At 74.0% G+C, this 21,887-nt stretch carries 22 protein-coding genes; 12 read left to right on the forward strand and 10 right to left on the reverse strand.

The features are described 5' to 3' along the window. Positions 1-1,207: MFS transporter (locus tag AB0J46_RS34695; RefSeq protein ID WP_364338311.1), on the reverse strand; the 1,207-nt coding region annotated here is incomplete at its 3' end. 109 nt (positions 1,208-1,316) lie between these two features. Here AB0J46_RS34695 and AB0J46_RS34700 point away from each other — a divergent pair. Beyond that, the gene (locus AB0J46_RS34700; protein WP_364338312.1) at positions 1,317-1,559 is read left to right on the forward strand and encodes a hypothetical protein; all 243 of its coding nucleotides are present in this window, start codon (positions 1,317-1,319) and stop codon (positions 1,557-1,559) included. A 109-nt stretch (positions 1,560-1,668) separates the two neighbouring features. On the opposite strand, the gene AB0J46_RS34705 is transcribed toward AB0J46_RS34700, so the two are convergent. Continuing rightward, positions 1,669-2,256, reverse strand: coding sequence for a TetR/AcrR family transcriptional regulator (locus AB0J46_RS34705; protein ID WP_364338313.1), 588 nt, complete (start codon positions 2,254-2,256; stop codon positions 1,669-1,671). A gap of 66 nt (positions 2,257-2,322) precedes the next feature. Between AB0J46_RS34705 and AB0J46_RS34710 the strand changes: the two genes are divergently transcribed. From AB0J46_RS34710 to AB0J46_RS34720, 3 genes are all read left to right on the forward strand, one after another. Beyond that, on the forward strand, positions 2,323-3,126 hold the full coding sequence (locus tag AB0J46_RS34710) for an ATP-binding cassette domain-containing protein (protein ID WP_364338314.1): 804 nt from the start codon (positions 2,323-2,325) through the stop codon (positions 3,124-3,126). 32 nt (positions 3,127-3,158) lie between these two features. Further along, complete coding sequence (locus AB0J46_RS34715) at positions 3,159-3,908, forward strand: class I SAM-dependent methyltransferase (RefSeq protein ID WP_364338315.1); 750 nt, start codon at positions 3,159-3,161, stop codon at positions 3,906-3,908. 84 nt (positions 3,909-3,992) lie between these two features. Continuing rightward, positions 3,993-5,213, forward strand: coding sequence for an MFS transporter (locus AB0J46_RS34720; protein WP_364338316.1), 1,221 nt, complete (start codon positions 3,993-3,995; stop codon positions 5,211-5,213). A gap of 12 nt (positions 5,214-5,225) precedes the next feature. Here the strand turns inward: AB0J46_RS34720 and AB0J46_RS34725 are convergent, their stop codons facing one another. Continuing rightward, the gene (locus tag AB0J46_RS34725; RefSeq protein WP_364338318.1) at positions 5,226-5,816 is read right to left on the reverse strand and encodes a D-alanyl-D-alanine carboxypeptidase family protein; all 591 of its coding nucleotides are present in this window, start codon (positions 5,814-5,816) and stop codon (positions 5,226-5,228) included. An 87-nt stretch (positions 5,817-5,903) separates the two neighbouring features. On the opposite strand from AB0J46_RS34725, the gene AB0J46_RS34730 reads away from it, so the two are divergent. Both AB0J46_RS34730 and AB0J46_RS34735 read left to right on the forward strand, forming a co-directional pair. Beyond that, positions 5,904-6,599 carry a response regulator transcription factor gene (locus AB0J46_RS34730; RefSeq protein WP_364338320.1) on the forward strand — a complete coding sequence of 232 codons (696 nt, stop codon included), beginning with the start codon at positions 5,904-5,906 and terminating at the stop codon, positions 6,597-6,599. Next, positions 6,592-7,707: a HAMP domain-containing sensor histidine kinase gene (locus tag AB0J46_RS34735; protein WP_364338321.1), complete on the forward strand. Its 1,116-nt coding sequence runs from the start codon at positions 6,592-6,594 to the stop codon at positions 7,705-7,707. Before AB0J46_RS34730 ends, AB0J46_RS34735 begins: the two co-directional genes overlap by 8 nt. On the opposite strand, the gene AB0J46_RS34740 is transcribed toward AB0J46_RS34735, so the two are convergent. Further along, entirely contained in the window at positions 7,667-8,488 is an 822-nt protein-coding gene (locus tag AB0J46_RS34740) for a helix-turn-helix domain-containing protein (protein WP_364338322.1), read from the reverse strand. The genes AB0J46_RS34735 and AB0J46_RS34740 overlap by 41 nt on opposite strands. A gap of 101 nt (positions 8,489-8,589) precedes the next feature. Between AB0J46_RS34740 and AB0J46_RS34745 the strand changes: the two genes are divergently transcribed. Next, the gene (locus AB0J46_RS34745) at positions 8,590-9,414 is read left to right on the forward strand and encodes a phytanoyl-CoA dioxygenase family protein (RefSeq protein WP_364338323.1); all 825 of its coding nucleotides are present in this window, start codon (positions 8,590-8,592) and stop codon (positions 9,412-9,414) included. 422 nt (positions 9,415-9,836) lie between these two features. Here the strand turns inward: AB0J46_RS34745 and AB0J46_RS34750 are convergent, their stop codons facing one another. The 3 genes from AB0J46_RS34750 to AB0J46_RS34760 all read right to left on the reverse strand — a co-directional run bounded on the left by AB0J46_RS34750 (position 9,837) and on the right by AB0J46_RS34760 (position 14,272). Further along, the gene (locus tag AB0J46_RS34750) at positions 9,837-12,329 is read right to left on the reverse strand and encodes a hypothetical protein (protein ID WP_364338324.1); all 2,493 of its coding nucleotides are present in this window, start codon (positions 12,327-12,329) and stop codon (positions 9,837-9,839) included. Positions 12,330-12,398: 69 nt separating this feature from the next. Then, the gene (locus AB0J46_RS34755) at positions 12,399-13,004 is read right to left on the reverse strand and encodes a cysteine hydrolase (protein WP_364338326.1); all 606 of its coding nucleotides are present in this window, start codon (positions 13,002-13,004) and stop codon (positions 12,399-12,401) included. Positions 13,005-13,030: 26 nt separating this feature from the next. Further along, on the reverse strand, positions 13,031-14,272 hold the full coding sequence (locus tag AB0J46_RS34760) for an MFS transporter (protein ID WP_364338327.1): 1,242 nt from the start codon (positions 14,270-14,272) through the stop codon (positions 13,031-13,033). 136 nt (positions 14,273-14,408) lie between these two features. Here AB0J46_RS34760 and AB0J46_RS34765 point away from each other — a divergent pair, with 136 nt between their 5' ends. Next, positions 14,409-15,347: a LysR family transcriptional regulator gene (locus tag AB0J46_RS34765; protein ID WP_364338328.1), complete on the forward strand. Its 939-nt coding sequence runs from the start codon at positions 14,409-14,411 to the stop codon at positions 15,345-15,347. A gap of 15 nt (positions 15,348-15,362) precedes the next feature. Here the strand turns inward: AB0J46_RS34765 and AB0J46_RS34770 are convergent, their stop codons facing one another. After that, positions 15,363-15,716 carry a hypothetical protein gene (locus AB0J46_RS34770; protein ID WP_364338329.1) on the reverse strand — a complete coding sequence of 118 codons (354 nt, stop codon included), beginning with the start codon at positions 15,714-15,716 and terminating at the stop codon, positions 15,363-15,365. Between the two features lie 233 nt (positions 15,717-15,949). On the opposite strand from AB0J46_RS34770, the gene AB0J46_RS34775 reads away from it, so the two are divergent. Both AB0J46_RS34775 and AB0J46_RS34780 read left to right on the forward strand, forming a co-directional pair. Next, positions 15,950-16,552 (forward strand): cadmium resistance transporter, encoded by a 603-nt coding sequence (locus AB0J46_RS34775; RefSeq protein ID WP_364338330.1) that lies wholly within the window; start codon positions 15,950-15,952, stop codon positions 16,550-16,552. Between the two features lie 120 nt (positions 16,553-16,672). After that, positions 16,673-17,326 (forward strand): hypothetical protein, encoded by a 654-nt coding sequence (locus AB0J46_RS34780; RefSeq protein WP_364338331.1) that lies wholly within the window; start codon positions 16,673-16,675, stop codon positions 17,324-17,326. Here the strand turns inward: AB0J46_RS34780 and AB0J46_RS34785 are convergent. Next, positions 17,323-18,081 carry a hypothetical protein gene (locus AB0J46_RS34785; protein ID WP_364338332.1) on the reverse strand — a complete coding sequence of 253 codons (759 nt, stop codon included), beginning with the start codon at positions 18,079-18,081 and terminating at the stop codon, positions 17,323-17,325. The genes AB0J46_RS34780 and AB0J46_RS34785 overlap by 4 nt on opposite strands. 147 nt (positions 18,082-18,228) lie before the next feature. Here AB0J46_RS34785 and AB0J46_RS34790 point away from each other — a divergent pair, with 147 nt between their 5' ends. After that, on the forward strand, positions 18,229-19,212 hold the full coding sequence (locus AB0J46_RS34790) for a hypothetical protein (protein WP_364338333.1): 984 nt from the start codon (positions 18,229-18,231) through the stop codon (positions 19,210-19,212). Here the strand turns inward: AB0J46_RS34790 and AB0J46_RS34795 are convergent. Continuing rightward, complete coding sequence (locus AB0J46_RS34795; RefSeq protein WP_364338334.1) at positions 19,177-20,169, reverse strand: AraC family transcriptional regulator; 993 nt, start codon at positions 20,167-20,169, stop codon at positions 19,177-19,179. The genes AB0J46_RS34790 and AB0J46_RS34795 overlap by 36 nt on opposite strands. Positions 20,170-20,258: 89 nt before the next feature. On the opposite strand from AB0J46_RS34795, the gene AB0J46_RS34800 reads away from it, so the two are divergent. Beyond that, a complete protein-coding gene (locus AB0J46_RS34800; protein ID WP_364338335.1) occupies positions 20,259-21,878 on the forward strand; it encodes a zinc-binding dehydrogenase in 1,620 nt (539 codons plus the stop codon). The last annotated feature ends 9 nt before the right edge of the window (positions 21,879-21,887 follow it).

Below are 21,887 nucleotides of genomic sequence, written 5' to 3' on the forward strand. Positions count from 1 at the left end.
GGCCGGTTCTCGACCGGCCGCGCGCCTCACGGACGAAGCACAGCGCCACCGCGCCCGCCACGGGCCCGGCGGCCAGGGTGGCGAACGCGGCGGAGAAGGAGCCGCCGGCCTGGTAGACCGCCCCCACGACGACCGGCACGGTCACGCTGCCCAGTTGCGCCACCGCGTTCGTCGCGCCCGCCGCCGAGCCGGCTCGCGCCGTCCCCGACAGGCCGGGCACCATGGCGATCAGCAACGGCGAGTACAGGTACGCGCCCAACCCCGCGAACCCGGCCGTCACCAGGAACGCCGTCTCCGTCTCCATGCGGCCGAACAGCAGCAGGCAGCCGGCGAAGGCCACCAGCACGGCGACCGCCGGGCGTTTGCGCCCGCGTCCGGCCAGGTCGGTGGCCAGGCCGATGACCGGTTTGCCCACCGCGCCCGCCGCCGCGAACACCACGACGACCGTCCCCGCCGTCACCGGGTCCAGCCCGTGCCCCTTCACCATGAGGGTGTTGGACCAGGTCACGAAGCCGTACGTGCCCCACAGCCCGCCGAAGCCGGCCAGGCCGATCAGCAGCAGGTCGCGGTCGCGGGCCAGGCCGCGCAGCGACGGGCGCGCGGCCGGCGGCTCGCGCCGGTCGCGCAGCAGTGTCAGGCACACCAGCGCGAGCCCCATCGACACGATCCCGAACAGGTGGTACGAGGCCCGCCAGTCGTACCACTGGATCAGCCGGGGCACGAGCACGTTGGCGATCATCGTGCCGAGCGAGGAGGCCATGGTGAACACGCCCATCGCCAGCCCGCGCTCCCGCTCGCCGAACCAGGACGCGATGAGCTTGACGCCCGCCGCGAAGTCGGCCCCCGCGCAGAGCCCGATCAGCGCCTGCACCGCGATCCCGGCCCCGGCGGACGGCACGGACCCGAAAACGATCATGAAGCCGCCCGCCGTGAACAGCGACCCCGACAACACGACCCGGCTGCCGATCCGGTCGCCGAGCAGCCCGCCGCCGATGTTGGACAGCACGTAACCGACGTAGTACGCCGTCGCGAACGCCCCCAGCCCCGCCAGCGACACCCCCAGCGCCTCGCCCGCCTGCAGCGACGCGGGCCCCCAGGTGGAACGGTCGACGGAGGTCATGGTGAGCGAGGCCCAGCAGAGCAGCAGCACGACCCACCGCCGCAGGGACCGGGGGCCGACCGACGGTGACAGTGTGTAATCGCTCACGTGCGCAGACGCTACTGCCTCACCCCACGCCTTGTGACTGTCTGTACTTGAGCAATGACAATCTGCTACTCTCGGCGGTCCTTCCAGACCACGTCGAGGGGACCTCGAAATGTTCAAGAGAAGACGCGGATCAGCCGGCCTCGCGATCACCGCCGCCGTGGCCGGCGTGCTGGCCTCCGCCGCGCTGGCCGGGCCGGCCCGCGCCGCCGCTCCCGTCCCGCTGCCCCACCCCTACCCCGGTTTCGGCCCCGCCTGGCCGGCCCCGGCGGGCACGGCCCACGTCCACAAGCCCGCCCAGGCCGCCTCCGGCGGTCAGGGCCTGCTGAACAAGATCGCCTCCGGGGTGTCGTGACCCCCGCACCGGCGCAGGCGCCGGGCGTCGGCGTACGGCGGCGCCCGGCCCGTCCACTCCGCCGGGAACTCCTCGCCTGATCACCCGCAGAGCCGACGCGGCACGGAGATCAGGCGCCGGGCGCTCCTCCGGGCCCGTCGGCGAAGTGCCGCAGCACCATCTCGGTCAGCGCGTGGACGTCGGCCTCGACCATCGGCTCGCCGGTCATGCCCATCCGGTGGAGCAAGGTGCCGACGACGACGTCGATGTAGAGCAGGACGCGCTGCTCCGGCTCGCCGAGCGCCTCCTGGAGCGCCAGCCGGTACGGGTCCTGGAACCGGGTGGACAGGACCTCGCGCAGGGCCGGATCGCTGACGGCGTCGCTGAACACGCCCGCGAACGCGTCGCCCGTGCCCGGCTCGCTGACCTTCCCCGCGATCCAGCGGATGGTCGAGGACATGATCTCGGCCCGGTCGGCGCCCTCCAGCGGCGCCGGGCCGAACGCGTCGAGCAGGCAGTCGACGATCAGCTCGCCCTTCGTCGGCCAGCGCCGGTAGACCGTCGTCTTCGCCACACCGGCCGCGGCGGCGATGCGCTCGACGGTGGCCCGCGCGTAGCCGAGCTCGTGGACGGTGCGCAACGTGGCGGCGAACACCTCGGCGTTGACGCCGGTGCGCGGGCGACCGGGCGGTCTGGCGGAAGTGCTCGCTCGGGACATGCCTGAACGATATCCGATTGCGCTACCTCGAGTATCGATACTTCAGGTAGCGGAATTGGAGGACCCATGACCGGCAGCCGCGATCCGAGCCGGGGACACCGGCCCGCCCCCGAACCGCCCGAGGCCGTCCCGCCGCCGGAACCGGGTGCGGGCGGGCTGCTGCGCCCGCACGTCCCGGCGTTCGTCGCCGTCGTCGTGTCGCAGGTGATCGGCGCGGTCGCGGGCCTGGCGCCGCCGCTGCCGGAGCCCGCCCGTCCGGTCGTGCCCCGGGGGCACCGGATCGAGCTGCGGGACGTGCGGTTCGGCTACGACGACGGCCGCGAGGTGCTGCGCGGGATCGACCTGGAGCTGGAGCCCGGCACGGTCACCGCGGTCGTCGGACCGTCGGGCGGCGGGAAGTCCACGCTGGTGCGGCTGCTGCCGCGGTTCTTCGACCCGACGCACGGCTCGGTCGTCCTGGGCGGGGTCGATCTGCGCGAGATCGGCAGCCGGGAGCTCTACCGGCGGGTCTCCTTCGTCTTCCAGGACGTCCGCCTGCTGCGCGCGTCCGTCGCGGACAACATCGCGCTCGGCGTGCCGGACGCCGCCCGCGAGGAGATCGTGCGCGCCGCCCGGCTCGCGCACATCCACGAGCGCGTCCTGGAACTGCCCCGCGGGTACGACACGGTGATCGGCGAGGACACCGGCCTGTCCGGCGGTGAGCGTCAGCGCGTCTCGATCGCGCGGGCGCTGCTGAAGGACGCCCCCGTCGTGCTCGACGGCGGCCGGATCGTGGAGGCGGGCGGCCACGACGAGCTGCTGCGCCGCGGCGGCCGGTACACCGGATTCTGGCACGTCTCGACGGCCGTCCCGGACTCGATAATGGAGTGAACCTTCTGGATCATGTGCGTACCGTGACGAAGGTGGATCCAGCTGACTTCTACACCGGCCTCGTCGCGGAGCTCTACGGACCGCTGAAATCCGTCTCCCAGGACCCGGAGCCCTATGCCGCCTTCGTCGAGCGTACCGGCGTCCCCGCGCTGGAACTGGGCTGCGGGGACGGCGATCCCCTGCTGGAGCTGCGCCGGCGCGGCCTGGAGGTCGACGGCGTCGACTCCTCGGCGGACATGCTGGCGCGGCTCCGGCGCCGGGCCGGCGAGCTGGACGTGTCGGTGACACTGTTCCACCAGCGCATGGAGAGCCTGAGCCTGCCCCGCCGGTACCGGGCGATCTTCCTCGCCGGGCCGACCTTCACCCTGCTTCCCGACGACGCCACGGCGCTGGCCGCCCTGCGCGGCATCCGCGCCCACCTGGACGAGGGCGGTGTCGCGCTGGTGCCGCTGTTCACTCCCGACCCGGCCCCGGCCGACCAGATCGGCCGGGCGCGCACGGCCGTCGGCCCCGACGGCGCCGGCCTGCGGGTGTCCGTCGTCTCCCAGCGACGCGACGAGACCGCCCGGACGCAGACGACCCTCCTGCGCTACGAACGCCACCACGGCCCGGACGTCACCGTCGCCGAACGCCCGTGGGTCCTGCACTGGTACCCCCGCGAGGTGTTCGCGGAGCTGGCCGCGGCCGCCGGCCTGGCCGTGACCGCCGTCACCGACCCGGACGGCCACCCCGCCCCCGCCCACGCCACCGACCTGCACGTCCACCTCCAACCCGCCACCTGACGCGGCGGCGGGCCCGCGCAACATCGTCGTGCGTCTTCGGGCGTTCGCGGCACGTCCGCCGCGCCGCCCGGGGCATCATGCCCCATGCCGAACACGCAGGCCAGGAGCCTGTTTCCGATCGAACTGGGGCGTAACGGGCTGCTGGTCGTCGCGGCACGGGCGCTGCGGACCTTCGGCTACGGATGCACCAGCGTGCTCCTCGCCGAGCTGCTCACCCAGGACGGCGACGCCCCCTGGCAGACCGGCCTGCTGCTGGCCGTGGCCGCCGCCGGATCGGTCTTCGCGAGCCTGCTGCTGGGCCTGTTCGCCGACGTGTGGGGGCGGCGCCGGACGCTGGTCGCCTGCGGCTGCCTGATGGCGGTGACCGGGGCCGTGTTCGCGCTCAGCGAGTCCTACCCCGTCCTGATCGCCGCCGCCTTCATCGGGACGATCTCGCCCTCCACCAACGACAACACGCCCTTCTCCGGGGTGGAGCAGGCCATCCTCGCCCAGACCTGCGCCCCGGCCCGGCACACGTCCGTCTTCACCTGCTACAACGTCACCGCCCTGGCCTCCGGCGCGCTGGGCGCGCTGGCCGCCGCCGGGCTCGGGCTCCAGACCTGGACGTCGGCCCCCGACGCCGCCTTCGCCCTCTACGCGCTCCTGGCGGCCGGGGCCGTGACGCTGTTCTGGAACCTGACGCCGCAGGCCGAGCCGCCCCGGACCGCGCCCGCCGGCCCGGAACGGCGTCGCGGGCGGGTGCCCGGCCAGATCCGGCTGCTGGCCGGGCTGTCCGCGCTGGACGCCCTGGCCGGCGGGCTGGCCGTCCAGGCGGTGCTGGCCTGGTGGTTCGCCCATCGCTTCGGCGCGACGACCACCCAGCTGGGCCTGGTGTTCTTCGCCGCCAACCTGCTCCCTGCCCTGGCCCAGCTCACCGCGCCGCTGCTGGCCGCCCGGCGCGGCCTGCTGGCCACGATGCTCCTCCCCCACACCGTGGCCAACCTGCTGCTGGCCTGCATCCCGTTCGCCCCGGACCTGGCCACCGCCGTCGTCCTGCTGCTGCTCCGCCAGACGGTGTCCAAGATCGACGTACCGGCGCGGCAGGCGTTCACGGCCGCGGTCGTCCCGCCGGGGCAGCGTACGGCCGCCGCCAGCATGACCAGCCTGGCCCGCAGCGTCGCCGTCTCGGTCGCCCCGATCGCCGCCACCACCATGCTGACCGGCACGCTGGCCGCGCTGGGCGCTCCCCTGCTGCTCGGCGCGGCCCTGGGCCTGGGCTACGACCTGGCGCTCTGGCGCGCCTACCGCGGCGTGCCCCTGTCCTGAGGAGGACGCCGGTCAGCGCCGCAGCCTCGGGTCGCGGGTGGGGTCGGCGTACCGGCGCGGGCAGCCGCGATCGACGGCTTCCGGACGCAGTTCGTAGTGCCAAGGCTCGTTCCGGTAGATCTGGCACAGCCCGTACGCGGCGCCGTGCGCCGACAACCATCCGGCGGCGGCCGCTCCGAGGTCCACCGCGTCCCCCGACACGTGCAGCGACGTGTCCGGGGAGGCGACCCATCGGGCGGCCTCCCGCTCCGAGCCGTACCGGGCGACCGCCTCCCGGCGCAGCCGTTCCTGGTAGGCCGGGGAACGCCGGCCGCTGTTGACGACGAACTCGACGCCGTCGCCCGCGGCCTCGGCCGCCGCCCGGCGCAGGGCCCGGAGCAGGTCGGCGTCGAGGCCGGCGACGGCCGGGATCCCGTCGTCGAAGACCGTCACGCCCTCGGGCACGGCCCCCTCGGCCTCGTCGTACGCCGAGACGGTCAGGGACGTCGCCGCCCGGTGGACGACGACGCCGGCCGCGAGCGTCACGCCGAGGACGACGAGCGCGGCCACCAGGGCCGACCGGGTCCGGCGGGCTGCCGTTCGTGCTGGTCCGCTGGGTATCATGCCGCCAGTCAAGGCAGCGGGCCGTTGCCGGCCCGTATGGGATTTTTCATATGCCGGCGATAGGCCGCGGGCCGTACGGTCAGGGGTATGCGGGTACTGATCGTCGAGGACGAGCCCTATCTGGCCGAAGCCGTCCGCGACGGCCTGCGCCTGGAAGCGATCGCCGCCGACATCGCCGGCGACGGGAACACCGCCCTGGAGCTGCTGAGCGTCAACGCCTACGACATCGCCGTCCTCGACCGCGACATCCCGGGCCCGTCAGGCGACGAGATCGCCGGGCACATCGTCGCCTCCGGCAGCGGCATGCCCATCCTCATGCTCACCGCCGCCGACCGGCTCGACGACAAGGCCAGCGGGTTCGAACTGGGCGCCGACGACTACCTCACCAAGCCCTTCGAGCTGCGCGAACTCGTGCTCCGTCTCAGGGCGCTCGACCGCAGGCGGGGCCACAGCAGGCCGCCGGTGCGCGAGATCGCGGGCCTGCGCCTCGACCCGTTCCGCCGCGAGGTCTTCCGCGACGGCCGCTACGTCGCGCTCACCCGCAAGCAGTTCGCCGTGCTGGAAGTCCTCGTCGCCGCCGAGGGCGGGGTCGTCAGCGCCGAGGAGCTCCTGGAGCGGGCGTGGGACGAGCACGCCGACCCCTTCACCAACGCCGTCCGCATCACGGTCTCGTCCCTGCGCAAGCGCCTCGGCGAGCCCTGGGTGATCGCCACCGTGGCGGGGGTCGGCTACCGCATCGACACGGCGCCCGCCGCCGGGCGCGAGGGGGAGGACCGTGGGTAGGGCCCCCGGGCTGAGCGTGCGGCTCAAGCTCACCCTGAGCTACGCCGGGTTCCTCGTGGTCGCGGGCCTCGTGCCGCTCGGCGCGGTGGGCGTCTACTACATGCGCGGTCTGCCCGATGACGCCATCTACTCCACCGGCGACTTCCTGGTCAACCGCTCGGCCATCGTGCGGTCGTTCACCCCGGTCGCGGCTCTCGTGCTGGCGTTCCTGCTGGTGTTCGGGCTCGTGGGCGGGTGGCTGCTGGCCGGCCGGATGCTCGCGCCGCTGACCCGCATCACCGACGCCGCCCGCAGGGCCACCGCCGGCTCGCTCTCCCACCGCATCCGGCTGCCGGGCCGCGCGGACGAGCTGCGCGAGCTCGCCGACGCCTTCGACACCATGCTCGTACGGCTCGAAGCGCACGTCGCCGAGCAGCGGAGATTCGCCGCCAACGCCTCCCACGAGCTGCGCACCCCGCTCGCCGTCGCCCGGACGCTGCTCGACGTCGCCCGCACCGACCCCACCCGCGACCCCGCCGAGCTGGTCGACCGCCTCCATCTGGTCAACACCCGGGCGATCGACCTCACCGAGGCGTTGCTCCTGCTCAGCCGGGCCGACCAGCGGTCCTTCCCGCGCGAGCGCGTCGACCTGTCGCTGATCGCGGAGGAGGCCGTCGAGACGCTGCTGCCCCTGGCCGAGCGGCGTGGCCTCGCCGTCGAGACCGCCGGAGACCTGGCCCCCGCCACCGGCTCACCCGCGCTGCTGCTCCAGATGACGACGAACCTCGTGCACAACGCGATCGTGCACAACCTCGCCGGACAGGGCACGGTGTGGGTCACGACCGCCGTGCACGCCGGCACGGTGACCCTCACCGTCGAGAACACCGGCGACGAGCTGCCCCCGGACGTGGTCCCCACGCTGGTGGAGCCGTTCCGGCGGGGCACCGACCGCGTCCGCGCCGACCACGCGGGGGTCGGGCTGGGCCTGGCGATCGTCGGCAGCATCGTGCGGGCGCACGACGGGACGCTCGACCTCGTCCCCCGCCCGTCCGGGGGCCTCCGCGTCACCGTGCGCCTCCCGGCGGGCGTCACGGAGGGCATCCACCGTCGGCGATCGCCCGCCGCCTGAACTCCGTGGGCGTCAGGCCGGTCGACTCGCCGAAGGCCCGGTAGAAGCTCGACCTCGTCTGGAAGCCGCTGGCGTGCGCGACCCTGTCGACGCCCCAGCCGGTGACCAGCAGCAACCGGCAGGCGTGGGCGACCCGCAGCCGGGTGACGTACTGCCAGACGGGCATGCCGAGGGCCCGCTTGAAGGCCAGGGCCGCGTAGGTGGGGTGCACCCCGGCGGCTTCGGCGATCTCCTCGACCGTCAGCCGCTCGGTGTAGCGGCGGGCGACGACGGCCAGCATCCGCTCGGCCGATCCGGCCGCCGCGGCTTCGGTGGGCGCCGTCTCGCGCGGCCCGCCGGTCAGGCGGGCCAGCCGGGCGTGCATCTCCAGTAGGCATACCTCGGCCACGGCGGGGGCCGGCTCGTGGCGCAGCTCCCGGTCCCAGCGGCTCATGAGGAAACGGTCGTGCTCGCCCTCGGCGGCGGTGCCGTACAGGAACTCTCCCGACAGCGCCCGCTCGACCGCGCCGCGCAGCGGGTCGTGGCCGATGACGGCGCTCAGCGGGACGGTGGCCCAGAGGAAGTCCACGCCCTCGGCCGTGAGCAGCCGGTGCGGGTAGCCGCCCCAGAAGACGGCGAGCCGGCCGGGCGGCAGGTCCACCTCGCCGCCGACGGTCGCGTACCTGGCGGTGCCCGACAGGACGAGGTTGAACTCGACCTCGGGGTGGATGTGGGAGCGGGGCATGGGGCCCGACGTCACGTGGAACGCCTGCAGGCCGATGACCTGGGCGAGAGACTGCACACCTTGAGGATATGCGACATCTCGGATCTTTCGGGTGGATGACCGGAATGAGGTCGTCGCGGCAGAGTGGCGGCATCTCACCACACCCCGGAGGTTCCACCATGTCCGAGCTGGACGACTTCATGTTCGACCTCAACGGCTACCTGATCCTCAGGAACGCCGTGGACGCGGATCTGCTGCGGCGGCTCAACGAGGAGTTCGACGCCTTCCCCCGCCACCTGGCCAGGGGCGAGTGGTACCGGGGCGCCCAGCGCCGCGACTACACCCCCGAGACCGGCTTCGAGCTGCACCAGGCCGTGGCGGCGGGCCGGCCGTTCGAGGAGCTGGTCGACCACCCGAGCTGGTTCGACCTGGTCAGGCACTACGCGGGCGAGGAGGACAGCTACATCCCCGGCGTCTTCGTCGACGAGACGATCGCCTCGATCCGCGAGTCGGGCGGGCACCACCCCGTGCACTCCGGCGGCTACCGCACCGCGCTGCGCTGCGGCTACCGCTACGACCACGGCGTCTTCCGCTGCGGCCAGGTCAACATCATCCTCGCGCTGACCGACATCGGCGAGGGCGACGGCGCGACCATGGTGGTGCCGGGCTCGCACAAGTCGAACTTCCGGCACCCGCTGGGCGGCGACTACGCCAGGGGCGACCGCATGGACACCCTGCCGGGCGCGATCCCCGTCCACCTGGAGAAGGGCGACGCGCTGCTCTTCGTGGACGGGCTCATGCACGGCGGCTCCACCCGGACCAACCCCGGCGAACGCCGCGTGGTCATCTACCGCTACGGCCCGGTATGGGCGGGCAGCAGGTACGGCTACGTCTACGACGAGTCCTGGCTCAGCGGCCTGACCGAGCAGCGTCGCAAGGTGCTCTACCCGGTGCCGCACGTCCACGTCGGCGACCCCTGCCCCGCGGAGCCCGGCGACAGGTGAGCGACGGCCCTGCCCGCCCGCGCATGTGACAGCCTGGAGGCGTGACTGTCGAGTGGTCGCGGGCCGATGCGCTCGCAGCCGTCAGGGCGCGGCTGCTGCGTCCGGGCGCCGTGACGGCGGGGTTCGCCGGGGTCGAGGTCGTGGCGGAGGGCGACGGCCTGCTGGTGGTCTTCCGCTGGCGGCGGGACCCGAACACGTACGCCGTGCGGATCGGGTTCCCGGCGGCGTCGGCCGGGCGCTGGGCCGCCTCGCGGTCCACGAGGTGGCCGAGGCGGGCGCCCTGGGCGTCGTCACCGCGATCGACGTCCCCGAGCTGCGGGAGCTCGGGTTCGGGCCCGCGGACGACGGCGGCCTCGTCCTGCACACCAGGAGCGGTGCCTGATCCCGGAGTGACGGGCCCGCGCCGAGGTCAGCGCACGGGCTCAGCGGCGGGGGCAGGCGAACTCGCCGTGCGGGCCCCAGGTGGTCTTCACGTCGCCGCCGTCGCGGCGGCCGCACTCCATGGCCACCACCGGCCCTTGGGGGGTGTCCCGGAGGATGAGGAACCTCTTGTCGGACGGCACGACGGTCACCGCGCCCGACGCGTTGCGGGGATCGCTCGGGTAGACGATCGTCCCCGTCGCGCCGCGCAGGCCGGCGTCGCCGCCGACGCCGAAGGAGGACAGGACCTGCACCGAGCCCCGCCCGCACCCCGCCGCCTTGTTGAGCTGGCAGACGGTGTTGACGGCCGTGGCCATGGTCATGAGGGCGTCGTAGGCGAGCGGCCCGCGCCAGTGGTCGTACCAGGCGTCGTGACCGTAGGCGGCGGAGTAGCGGGCGAGGTACTCCCTGCCCATCTCGTTCGGCGGCCGGCTGGGGAGCGCGTGCGCCGAGTAGTACAGGGTGACGCCGTCGAACGACAGTTGCTGCGCGCGCGTCACCGTGGTGGTGACGTCGGCACCGGCCAGCACGGTGAGGGCGCTCGGGCACGCGTTCTTGCCCTTGACGGTCTGCAGGAAGTCGCGCAGCCGCTGGGCCCGCCCCGGCCAGAGGACCAGGGTGCGCCGCGGGTCCTTGGCGACGATCGCGCAGGTCTCGTCGGCCAGCGCCGACAGGCTGTACACCGTCTTGCCGCCGGGCTGGGGGCTCTTGTTCGACGGCGAGAACCACAGCTGGGTGCTCGGCCGGAACTCGGCGGCGAAGTCGTCGCTGAGGGTCTTGCTGTAGTCGTCGTCGGGATCGCCGAGGATGACGGCCGAGGCGGCGGGGGCGCAGGTGCCGTCATCGGCGGGGATGACGCCGGCGTTCCTGACGAAGGCCGCGATGAGCCGGGCCTGTTCCGGATTGTCGTAGGAGACCTGGTGATAGAGCGGGTGCGACTGGAAGGTCTCCGAGGTCGCGCCGATGCCCAGCATGGGCAGGCCGCCGTCGCCGAGGATCCGCTGGGCCTCGATCGTCTCCTTCCGGCTCTCGCCCAGCCCGATCACGCCGAGCACCTTCCGGTCCGGCTGGGCCGCGATCCGGCGCGCCATCTCGGGCGCCTTCGCGTACCCGGCGCCGGCCTCCTCGACGTTCACCCGCACGAAGACGTTGCCGTCGTAGTTGCGCCGGCTGTGCGGTGTCGCCTCCGCCATGTCGTTCATCTTCTGCTGGGCCAGCCGGATCCCGCGCAGTTCGGGGAGCACGCCGTTGTACTCGGGATGCTCGAAGGTCGCGACGCCGGAGCCGAGATACACCACGGTCTTGACGGTGTATCCCTGTTTCTCCTTGGCCTCGACCCTGGCGTTCTCGGCCTCGATCCGCTGCTTGTCCGCGGCATAGAGGCTCTGCGCCCCGGCGGCGTCCGGGACCTGGGCGGGCGGGCTCGCCGGGCCGGGCGCGGGCCGCGCGAGGCAGGAGGTGTCCGGCGGCCGGATCGGGGGCAGCCAGGGGATCGCGAGCACGGCCGCCAGCCCGACGGCGGCCAGGCCCTGCGCCACGGCCTCCGTCGCGGCGAGCGCGGGGCTGCCGAGCCGCACGGGGATCCTGGTCCGGCCCGCCAGGGCGGCGGCGTCGAGGCCGCCGGTCCCCTGGATGACGCCCTCCGTCGTGGCGAGGGCCGTCTGGCCGTCGAGAGCGCTCGCCGTCCACCTGAGGTCCGGGTCGGCGGCCTCGGCGCCGGACGCCGTCGCGGCGATCACAATCGTGCGGCGTACGCGGGTGTCCCGTACGGCGTCGGCGACGCGGTCGGTGAGCGCGGCGTCGCCGGTGACGAAGAGCACGAACCTGCTGCGGCGACGCCGCCGCCACGGTGACAGCCTGGGGGTGAAGGCGGCCTCCAGGTCGCACAGGAGCGCCCGGAGCAGGGCTCCCTCCTGTTTCGCCCGGTCGGGGCCCCACATGAGCCGGCCGGCCTCCGGGAAGAAGTCGGCCTTGTCATGCCCGATGTGGCCGGGGAACCAGCCGCGGGTCCGGCGGCGCCACGACCAGCGGAAAACTCCGCGGATCGCCCAGCCCGCCAGAATGAACAGGAGAACCTGGAAAAACAACGACAATCCGCCTACCTGGTTGGCATTCCGCACGAAATAGGCGAGATTTGGGTGAAGGTCGTGAAAAGCCAGCTCTAGTGCACCGGTTGCCTGCTCACCATCCTTTATCGCCTTCAAGACCCGATAACGGGGAAAACGTACTGTGCCCCAGCCGCGTGGCGTCGTGTTCCCCAGCTGGACGACGATCCCGTCCAGGCCGGTGGCCTCGTCGACCTCGGCATGCGGGACGAGGGACCGGTCGTCCGCCGTGCGCAGCCGGCGGGCGAGCGCCTTGACCACGACGCCGGGGGCGGCCGCCCGGGTGCCCTTACAGATCTTCACGACGAGCGCCGGAGCGGCCCTGCGTGCCGTGACTCTTTCGTCGATCATCGAGGCGAACGCGTCGAAATCGCCGTTCAGGGGAGCCATGCACCCAGTATTGGGGGCACGGGCAATTCGGCCCGCCCGCGATACGAAAGTGAAATCGAACGTTCGCGGTCATCGGCTCTCGCCCAGGAGCGAACGCAGCCCGGCGGTGTCGACGACGTGGGCCGTTCTCGGGAACACGCCGGTCATCAGCGTCCGGTGGAGGTCCGGGTCCGGGTCGGCGACGCCGTCCGACAGGACGTGCAGCCGGTAGTCGCGGTCGGCGGCGTCGGCGACGGTGGACAGGACGGCGCCGCTGGTGGTGAGCCCGGCGACGACCAGGGTGGTGATCCCGCGCTCCCGCAACCGCCGGTCGAGGTCCGTCGTGGACAGCGCGCCGACCCGGGTCTTGCGGACGACGAGGTCCCCCGGCTCGGGCGCGACCCGCCGGTGGAAGTCCGTGCCGGGGTCCTCGTGGTGCAGCAGGCGTCCGCGGCCGATGAGCGAGAACGTCGGGTTGGCGGCCGGGATCGCCGCCCAGTCGGCCTCGGTGAAGCCGAGCCGCACGTGGACGACGGCGGCGCCGTGCGCGCGCATGGCGGCGGCGGCGTCGGCCACCCGGGACAGCAGCGCCTCCTGCTCCGCCAGGCCGGGGAGCGCGGCGAGCACGCCCTGCTGGAGGTCCAGGACGAGCAGCGCGGACGTCCGGGGGTCGAGCTCGGGGGACGTGACGGTCATCGTTGTCTCCTTGGTGATGAGGGGATTCAGGCGTGGGGCGCGGGCACCGGCTCGGAAAGGGCCGCGGCGGCGCGCCGGGGAAGCAGCAGCGGGGTCGCCAGCAGGAGCACGCCGGCCAGGCCGATGGCCGGACGGGGGCCGAGCAGGGCGCCCAGCACCCCCCACGCGGCCGTCAGCAGCGCGGTCGACGCCTTGGTCGTCACCGACCAGGCCGACAGCGTGCGGGTGATCCGGTCGTTCGGGGTGCGTTCGAGGCGGTAGGTGGCCGAGACGGGGTTGAAGACGCCGCAGCAGAAGATGAGCCCGAGTTCGACGGCCATCACCAGCAGCAGCCCTCCGGTGCCCGGCCCCACGAAGGCCAGCCCGACCGGCCACACCGCGCGCAGCGTCCCGGTCACGACCAGGACGCGGTGCTGCCCGAACCGGGTGACCAGCGGACGGGCCAGCCGCGCCCCGAGCAGCCCGCCGATCGCGGGCACGGCGAAGGCGAGACCGTACTGCCACGAGGTGAACCCCAGCCGGCCGAGCATCAGGACGGCCAGCAGCGCGTCGGCGGCCATCAGCAGCCCGTTGAACAGGGCGGTGTTGAGGAACAGCGGGCGCAGCGCGGCGTCGGCGAGGATGTGCCGCCAGCCGTCGAGCAGGTCGCCGGCGCGCATGCGCGCGGGCTCCCGGCGTTCGGGGCGCGGCTCGCCGCCGCCCGCCGCGCGCACCCCCAGGGCCGACAGCAGGTAGCTGACCGCGTCGGCCACCACCGTCGCGACCGGGCCGAGGAGCGCGATGGCGGCGCCGCCCAGCGGCGGCCCGACGATCGTGGTCGTCCAGGTCGTGGACTCCAGGCGGGCGTTCGCGACGAGCAGGTGCTCGCCCGGCAGCAGCGTCTTGAGGTACGCCCCGGAGGCGGCGCGGAAGGTGATGTCGGCCGCCGCCACCACGACCGAGACCAGCAGCAGCTGGACGAAGGTGAGCACGCCGAGCGCGAACGCGGCGGGGATCGTCAGCAGCGCCGCGAACCGCACCAGGTCCGCCGCGATCAGCACGGGCCGCTTGCGGCGGAACTCCACCCACGGGCCGAGCGGCACCGCCACGGCCGCGCCCACCGCCGCGCCCACGGCCGACAGCGCCGCGACCTCCGCCGGCCCGGCGTGCAGCACCTGGACGGCGATCAGCGGGAACGCGCCGAAGGCGAGCCACGTGCCGAGCGCGCTGGTGCCGTACGCCGCCCACAACCATCCGAACCGGCGGCCCAGCCGGTGCCCGTCCCTCATGTCCCCGACGCTCCTCGTCACTCGCCCGTACAACCGATACGCGATCGGGAGCATCCAATCGGGCCGGTGAGCAGGAGATCAAACAACCGGGTGGCCCGATCTGCACAACGGATGGTTGTGTCCGTAAGGTGTGCGCATGGACCTCGACATCGTCCGGACCTTCGTCGCCGCCGCCGAGGCGGGGCAGTTCCAGGAGGCCGCCGCCGACCTGGCGGTCACCCAGCAGGCCGTCTCCAAGCGCATCGCCGCCCTGGAACGCGACCTCGGGGTGCGGCTGTTCACCCGCACCCCGCGCGGCACCACGCTCACCATCGACGGTCAGGCGTTCCTGCCGCACGCCCGCGAGCTGCTGCGGGTCGCCGAGCGGGCGGTCGCGTCCGTGCGGGCGGGCAGCCGTCCGCTGCGGGTCGACGTGCTGGCCTCGCGCGGCGTGGGGTCGGGCCTGATGCGCGGCTTCCATCACGCGTACCCCGGCATCGACCTCGACGTGGTGATGTTGTTCGACATCGACGCGGCCGTCTCCGCCATCCGGTCCGGCACGATCGACGCCTCCTTCCGCGCCGTCGCCATGCCCGGCCGGCCGCTTCCCGACGACGTCGAGTCCGCCTGGGTCGCCGACGAGGCACTCCAGCTCCTCACCGGCCCCGCCCACGCGCTGGCCGACGCCCGCTCGGTGACCCTCGACCAGCTCGCCGGACACCGGATCTGGATGCCCGGCCTCGCCCCCGGCACGGAGTGGACCGCCTTCTACGACGACCTGGTCGCCGAGTTCGGCCTCAGCATCGAGGCGACCGGCCCCAATTTCGGCTCCGACGTGCTCCTCGACACCATCGCCGACACCCCGGCCCTGGCCACGTTCATGGGCGACCGGACCCGGCTCGTCTGGCCCGCCGGTCACGGGCTGCGCCGCATCCCGGTCACCGGCCCCACGCCCGTCTACCCGCACTCCCTCCTGTGGCACCGCGACAACCCGCACCCGGCGCTGGCCACCCTGCGCGCCCACCTCGCCGCCACGGCGGCCGAGCGCCAGGCCGGGACGTGGACCCCGGCCTGGGCGCGGCGGGCGACGGCCTGACCGCGCCCTCGCCGGTCAGCCCTCCTGAGGGCCTTGGGTGACCCAGTAGTCCTGGAGCAGGGTGTTCTTGGGGCACCACTCCTCCGAGACGGACGTGCCGCCCACCATGGGCCCGGGGCGCTCCGGCTCGATCCCGCAGCGGATGTGGACCTGGTGCCAGTGCTGGTAGGTGCCGGCCGGGCAGACGGACCGCGCCCCGAACTGCTCGTACTTGATGACGCTGCCGCCGACGCGGTGGGTCTGCTCGGCCCGGCACGGCCCGTCGGCCGCCCGGAGGTCCGGCCCGGCGTGCGCCGGCCCGCCGGGCAGCGTCAGGGCGCCGGCGACGGCGGCGAGGACGGCGGCTGTGCGTGCGCTGCGTGCGCGCATGGTGGTCTCCTTCGGTCGGAGTCGGCGGAAGCGGCCGAAGCGCTCCGGGGCGCGCCGGGCGTGCCCGACCGGCCGCGTCCGGTGGACGACAGCGAAGCCGCCCCGGCGCGGTGTCCAACAGCACCTCGGCCGGACTCGGCCGGACCCGTCCGGTGTGGGACGTCGCACCGGCGGCTCTCGCCTGCGCCCCGGTAGGGTCATCCGGGCATCTCCGGATAGAAGGACCCCCTCTGGTGAATCTGGGCATCGTCGGGCAGGCCGCGGGGCTGTTCGCCGTCACCAACATCGACGACATCCTGATCCTGGCGTTGTTCTTCGCCCAGGGCGCGGGCAGGCGGGGCGTCGCCGTCCGGATCGTGGCGGGACAGTACCTGGGCTTCCTGGCCCTGGTGGCGGTGGCCGTGGCGGCGGGCTTCGGGGCGACCTTCCTTCCCGGGGCGCTGATCCCGTACCTGGGGCTGCTCCCCCTCGCCCTGGGCGTCAAGGCCGCCTGGCAGGCGTGGCGGAACCGGCGCGACGGCGACGACGGCGACCCGGACGGCGAGCCGCCCGGCGGCCCGAGGGCGCTGGAGGTCGCCGCGGTCACCTTCGCCAACGGCGGCGACAACATCGGCGTGTACGTGCCGGTCTTCGCCACCGCCGGACCGGGCGGCACCGGCGGGTACGTCGCCGTGTTCCTCGTCCTGGTCGGCGTGTGGTGCGCGGCCGGACGGCTCTTCGCCACCCGTCCCCTGGTCGCCCGCGCCCTGAGCCGGTGGGGGCACGTCCTGCTGCCCGTGGTCCTGATCGGCCTGGGCCTGCTCATCCTCGTCGAGGGCGGCGCCTTCGGCCTCTAGGTCCGGGGAAACTTCGGCGCGGCCCGAACCAAGGGCCGGACGTCGACGTCCAACAAGATCACGGCATCGGAAGGGGGTCCGGATGTTGATCCGCTCGGGCGGCGCCTCGGGGGCGCGGGCATGGTGACGCGCCGACGCGCCGCCCGTCCGGCGCCGCGGATCGACGTGGCCCGCCTGCCCGAAGACGTGGTGGCGCTCGTCGACGCCCTCGAACCCGGCGAGAGCCTGGTCCTCACGCGGGACGGCGCGTCGATCGCGACGATCTCCAGCACCGTCGACGTGGTCCAGGGCGCCGTCGTCGGCCGCGGGGCGCCGGACGAGCCCGGCGATCCGCCGCCGGCCGACCACGACAGCGTGACGGTCGTGGCCACCGCGATGGAGCTGTCGAACGCCGCCCGGGTCGCGCTGTCCGACCGGCTCGGGGCCGACTACGTGGTGCTCGACATGCACGCCGCCCCGGCGACGGCCGACGTGCTGCTGGTGCCCGCCGGCAGCCCGCAGCTGATCGCCGGGCTCCGGTCGATGTTCCCGAAGGCCCGCGTGGTCGTCACCGAGATCGAGGACCCGGAGCTCGGCGTCCGGTACCACGGCCCGGTCCGGCGGCTGCTCGACGCCGGCGCGGACGCGTACCTGCCGCCGGCGACCGTCCCGATCCTGGCCAGGCAGCTCGGCCATGTCCTGGACCAGGGGCGCGAGCTCACCGGCGAGGCCACGGCACCGCTGCAGATCGCCCCGGCCCCGGCAGCGGACGGCGACCCGGAGGAGCAGGTCTAGCCGGGCGGCGGCTGGGACGGCGGTCCGAACAAGGTGGCGGTGTCGACGGTGGCGACGTCGCCCGAGCCCGTGCGCTTGGGTTCGCCGTCGGCGCCGATGAGCGGCAGGCGGTCCGGGAGCCTGCTCGGGTCGATCGCGCCCGTGCCGGTGATCCAGGACGGGCGCGGCGGCTGCGCCGGTGGCGTCTTCGCCTGGAGGCCGTACTTGGCGGTGATCCACACGTTGCCCGACGGCAGGGAGCCGCCGTTCCAGCCGTCGTCCCAGACGTATCCGAAGGCCTGCGTCGCGTACCAGGCGGTGCCGCAGGGGGCGGGGTTGGACCCCTCGCCGCTCCACATGTACCAGTCGGCGTGAAAAGTGGTGTTGGGGGTGTAATGCCAGCCGGAGTCCAGGTCCGGGCAGGCGCCCCAGACCTGGTGGGTCAGGTCGTAGACGAGCACGACTTGACGTATCAGGAGATGGCCGGCGGGCACGGCCTGCCAACGGCCGCACGGGATGCCGTCCCTAGGCCCGTAGACGTTCGCCGCGGACGTCTGGTAGGAGCCGCCGTTGCTGCTGGAGAGGTCGAGCATCTCGGCGTAGACCAGGACGCACAGGGAGTCCGAACGGTAGACCCAGTCCTCGTTGCGGGCCTGGTTGCCGATGGCGTGGGCCGGGGTCGTCGAGGTGGCCGCGACCAGGAGGGCGGCGGCGGCGCACAGGCCGCGGCGGGCCCGCCGGCCTGTCGTGCCGGGTGTCCGGGGGTGTCTTCGCATGTCGTTCTCCTCAGCGACGGGCGCGGGCCGTTCGCTGCCATGGTCGGGGCGCGCCGGGGTGCGCACAATCTCTTCGGCCGGGCACCGAAGAGCTCCTCCGTCAACCGGACGATTGCTTGAAATCGATCATCAGGCGACGATTGGCGCATGCGTCTGAACTTCCAGGTGGGCGACCTCGCGGCCACCCGGTTCGTGGTCTCGCCCCTGACCCACGCGATCTTCGCGGCCTTCAGCGTCCACCATCCCGACCTGACCGAGAAGGGCTCGATCTGGCGGGACATCGCCAGGGCCGTGCCACGCCGGACGCTGCCGCTGCTCGACATCCTCAACCGCGGCGCCTCCCGCGTCACCCTGCATGAGGGGCTGGTCACCTCCGAGGTGGCCCCGCCGATCGAGACCGCCGCGCTCTCCGACGAGCTCGACGCGCTCGCCGCCCTGGACACCCCACCCGAGGAGCGCGAGTTCGGCGGCGACCTGTGGCGCTTCAGCGGGGTGCCGGGACGGCCCGACCTCGACATGGACCCGGCGCGGTTCCGCCGGGCCCTGGCCGACAGCATGTACGTGCTCTTCCACCGTTTCCTCGCCCCGGAATGGCCCGGCATGCGCCGGCGGCTCGAAACCCGCCTGGCCGCCTACCAGGAGACGGTGGCGCGGATCGGGCTCGGCTCCGCGCTCAGCACCCTCAGCCCGCGACTGTCCTGGGACGGCGGCGGCATGGTCGTCGCGGGCGGGCCGCCGATCACCGTCGATCTCGGCGGACGCGGCCTGCTGCTCCATCCGATCTCCGGCGCCTCGCCCCGCTACCTGGGCATCGCGACCACCCGGGACCGGCGCAGCTCGGTGCTCACGGTCCCGATGCCCGACGGCGGCCGCCAGGTGCTGCCGTCACCGGCCTTCGACACGCTCGCCGCGCTGGTCGGGCGGGCGCGGGCGCGGGTGATGCGGGCCGTCGGCGGACACGGCTGCCGTACGGACGAACTGGCCGGGCGGCTCAGGGTCAGCGCGTCCACCGCCTCCGAGCACGTCACCGTGCTGCGCAACGCCGGGCTGATCGCCACCCGCCGCAACGGCCAGGCCGTCCACCACCACCTGACCTCACTCGGCGCCCGCCTGCTGGAGGCCAACGGCTGACCCGGCACGGACGGGCTCACCCGCTCCCGGGGGCGGGCAGCCGACGCGGCGGTACTTGCCGGGGGGCATGCCGTACTCGCGTTTGAAGGCGTTGGCGAAGGCGAACTCCGAGCCGTAGCCGACCGCGGCGGCGACCGTGCTCAGCGCGGCGTCGGAGTCGCGCAGCATGCGCGCGGCCGTGCTCAGCCGCCACCAGGTCAGGTAGGTCAGCGGCGGCCGGCCGACGAACTGGGTGAACCGGCGGGAGAACGCCGCGCGCGACAGCTGAGCGCGGCGGCCGAGCGACTCGACCGTCCAGGGGTGGGCGGGATCGCGGTGGATGCCGTCGAGCGCGGCGCCGACGGCCGGGTCGGCCAGCGCGGCGGCCCAGTTGCCCGCCTCGCAGTGGTCGGCCGAGGCGTCGAACCAGGCACGCAGGATGTACAGCAGCAGCATGTCCAGCAGCGCCGGGACCACCAGGTCGGCGCCCGGCCGCGGGTCGTCGATCTCCTTGCCGAGCAGCTCGACGGCGGCGCGCAGGTCGGTGTTGCGCCCCAGGCCGGTGGGCAGGTGGATCATCTCGGGCAGCCCGCCGAGCAGCGGATGCGCCCGGCCGGCGTCGAGCCGGTAGCCGCCGCAGAGCGTCACGGTGACGGGCCCGGCGCCCTCCATCGAGGCCGAGGCGAACAGCTCGGCCGGGGCGTAGGGGTCGCAGTCGGGCTCCAGGAGGGCCCGGTCGGGCGAGTCGGCCAGCCCGTAGCCGTGGCCGTGGGGGAAGAACAGCACGTCGCCCGTGCCGACCGGGAACGGCTCGCCCTCCGGCGGGATGGCCCAGCACGAGCCGCGCAGCACGACCTGGAAACCCGCCGACCCGGGCACCGACGGGAAGCGCTGCCCCCACGGCGCCGGCCACTCGACCCGCGCCGAGCGCGGCACGCCGATGCGCATGGAGGCGACCACGTCGCTCAGTACGTCCATGGCCGAAGTCTAGTGCGGAAGACGATCGCGTATGAATCAAGCACGCGGACTCATTGGACGCCTCGCACCCGGCTCCTAGGGTTGACGGCATGACAAGAGTCCTGGTCAGCGGGGCGACCGGCACGATCGGCCGTCCGCTGGTTGAGCAGTTGAAGGAGGCGGGCGCCGGCGTCCGCGCGGTGACGAGGGAGCTGACCGACCCGGTCGCGCTGGCGGCGGCCCTCGACGGGGTGGACGCGGTGTTCCTGCTGTGGCCGTTCGCCTCGGCGGAGGGGGCCCGCGAGGTGCTGGAGCTGATCGGCGCCCGGCGGGTGGTCTACCTGTCCTCGGCCGCCGCGCGTCCGCACGAGGTCGAGATCGAGCGCCTGATCGCCGGGACCGCCCGGGAGTGGACGGTGCTGCGTCCGCACGCGTTCGCGGCCAACGCCCTGCGGTGGGCCGGGCAGGTCCGGGCGGGCGTCGTGCGGCAGCCGTCCGGCGAAGCGGTCTTCTCCCCCGTCCACGAGCGGGACGTCGCGGCCGTCGCGGTGCGCGCGCTGCTCGGCGGAGGGCACCACCGCGCGGTGTACACGCTGACCGGGCCGCGGCCGCTGACCCAGCGGGAGCAGGCGCGGCTGATCGGCGAGGCGATCGGCCGGCCGGTGCGGTGGGTGGAGGAGCCTGCCGAGGAGGCCAGGCGGCGGCTGCTCGGCCTGGGCTGGCCCGCGTCCGCCGTGGACGGCATGCTGAGTGCGCTCACCGAGCCGGGCCCGTCCACCCGGACCGTGGAGGAGGTCACCGGAGTGCCCGCGAGCGACTTCGGGACGTGGGCGAGCGAGCACGCCGCGGACTTCCTCGGCACCATGCGGGCCGCCCGCCTGCACGAGTACGGCGACGCCTCGGTGATCAGGGTGGAGGAGGCGCCGGTGCCGCGGCCCGGCCCCGGCGAGGTGCTCATCGAGGTGGCCGCCACGTCGTTCAACCCCTCGGAGGTGGCGCTGCGCGCGGGCCTGCTGCGGGAGGTGTTCGGTGGCACCCTGCCGCACACGCTCGGCTGGGACGTCGCGGGCACCGTGCTCACCGGGGCGGGCGGCCTCGTCCCCGGGGACCGGGTGATCGGGCTCATCGACGGCGCGGCGGCCCAGTACGCGGTCGCCAAGGCGGACGTGCTGGCCAGGGCGCCGCGGCGGATCCCGCTGACGGCCGCGGCGGCCGTGCCGGTGGCCGGGCTCACCGCCTGGCAGGCGGTCTTCGAGCACGCCCGCATCGGCCCCGGCAGCCGGGTGCTGATCAACGGCGCGGGCGGCGGCGTCGGGCTGTTCGCCGTGCAGCTGGCCAAGCACGCGGGCGCGTACGTGGTGGCCACCGCCGGGCCGCGCAGCGCCGCCGCCGTACGGGCGCTGGGGGCGGACGAGGTCGTGGACTACACCGCCGGCCCCTTGCCGGGCGGCAACGACGTGCTGATCAACCTGGTGGCCGACGTGCCCGACTCGGTGACGGAGCTGGCCGCGGAGTTCGTCTCGATCACCCGGCCGATCGACCATCCGCGCGCCGTCCGGTTCGTGGCCCGCAACGACCCTGGGCAGCTCGCCGAGCTCGTGGCGCTGATCGACGCGGGCGTGGTGGACGTCGAGGCGGCCGTCCGCCCGCTGGAGGCGCTGGCCGACGTGCACCGGGAGGCCGAACGAGGTCTCGTCCGCGGCAAGGTCACGCTGACGACCGGCGCCTGATCACGCCCA

This window comes from Nonomuraea sp. NPDC049758 (assembly GCF_040674635.1).
In the GTDB taxonomy this organism is placed as follows: Bacteria; Actinomycetota; Actinomycetes; order Streptosporangiales; family Streptosporangiaceae; genus Nonomuraea.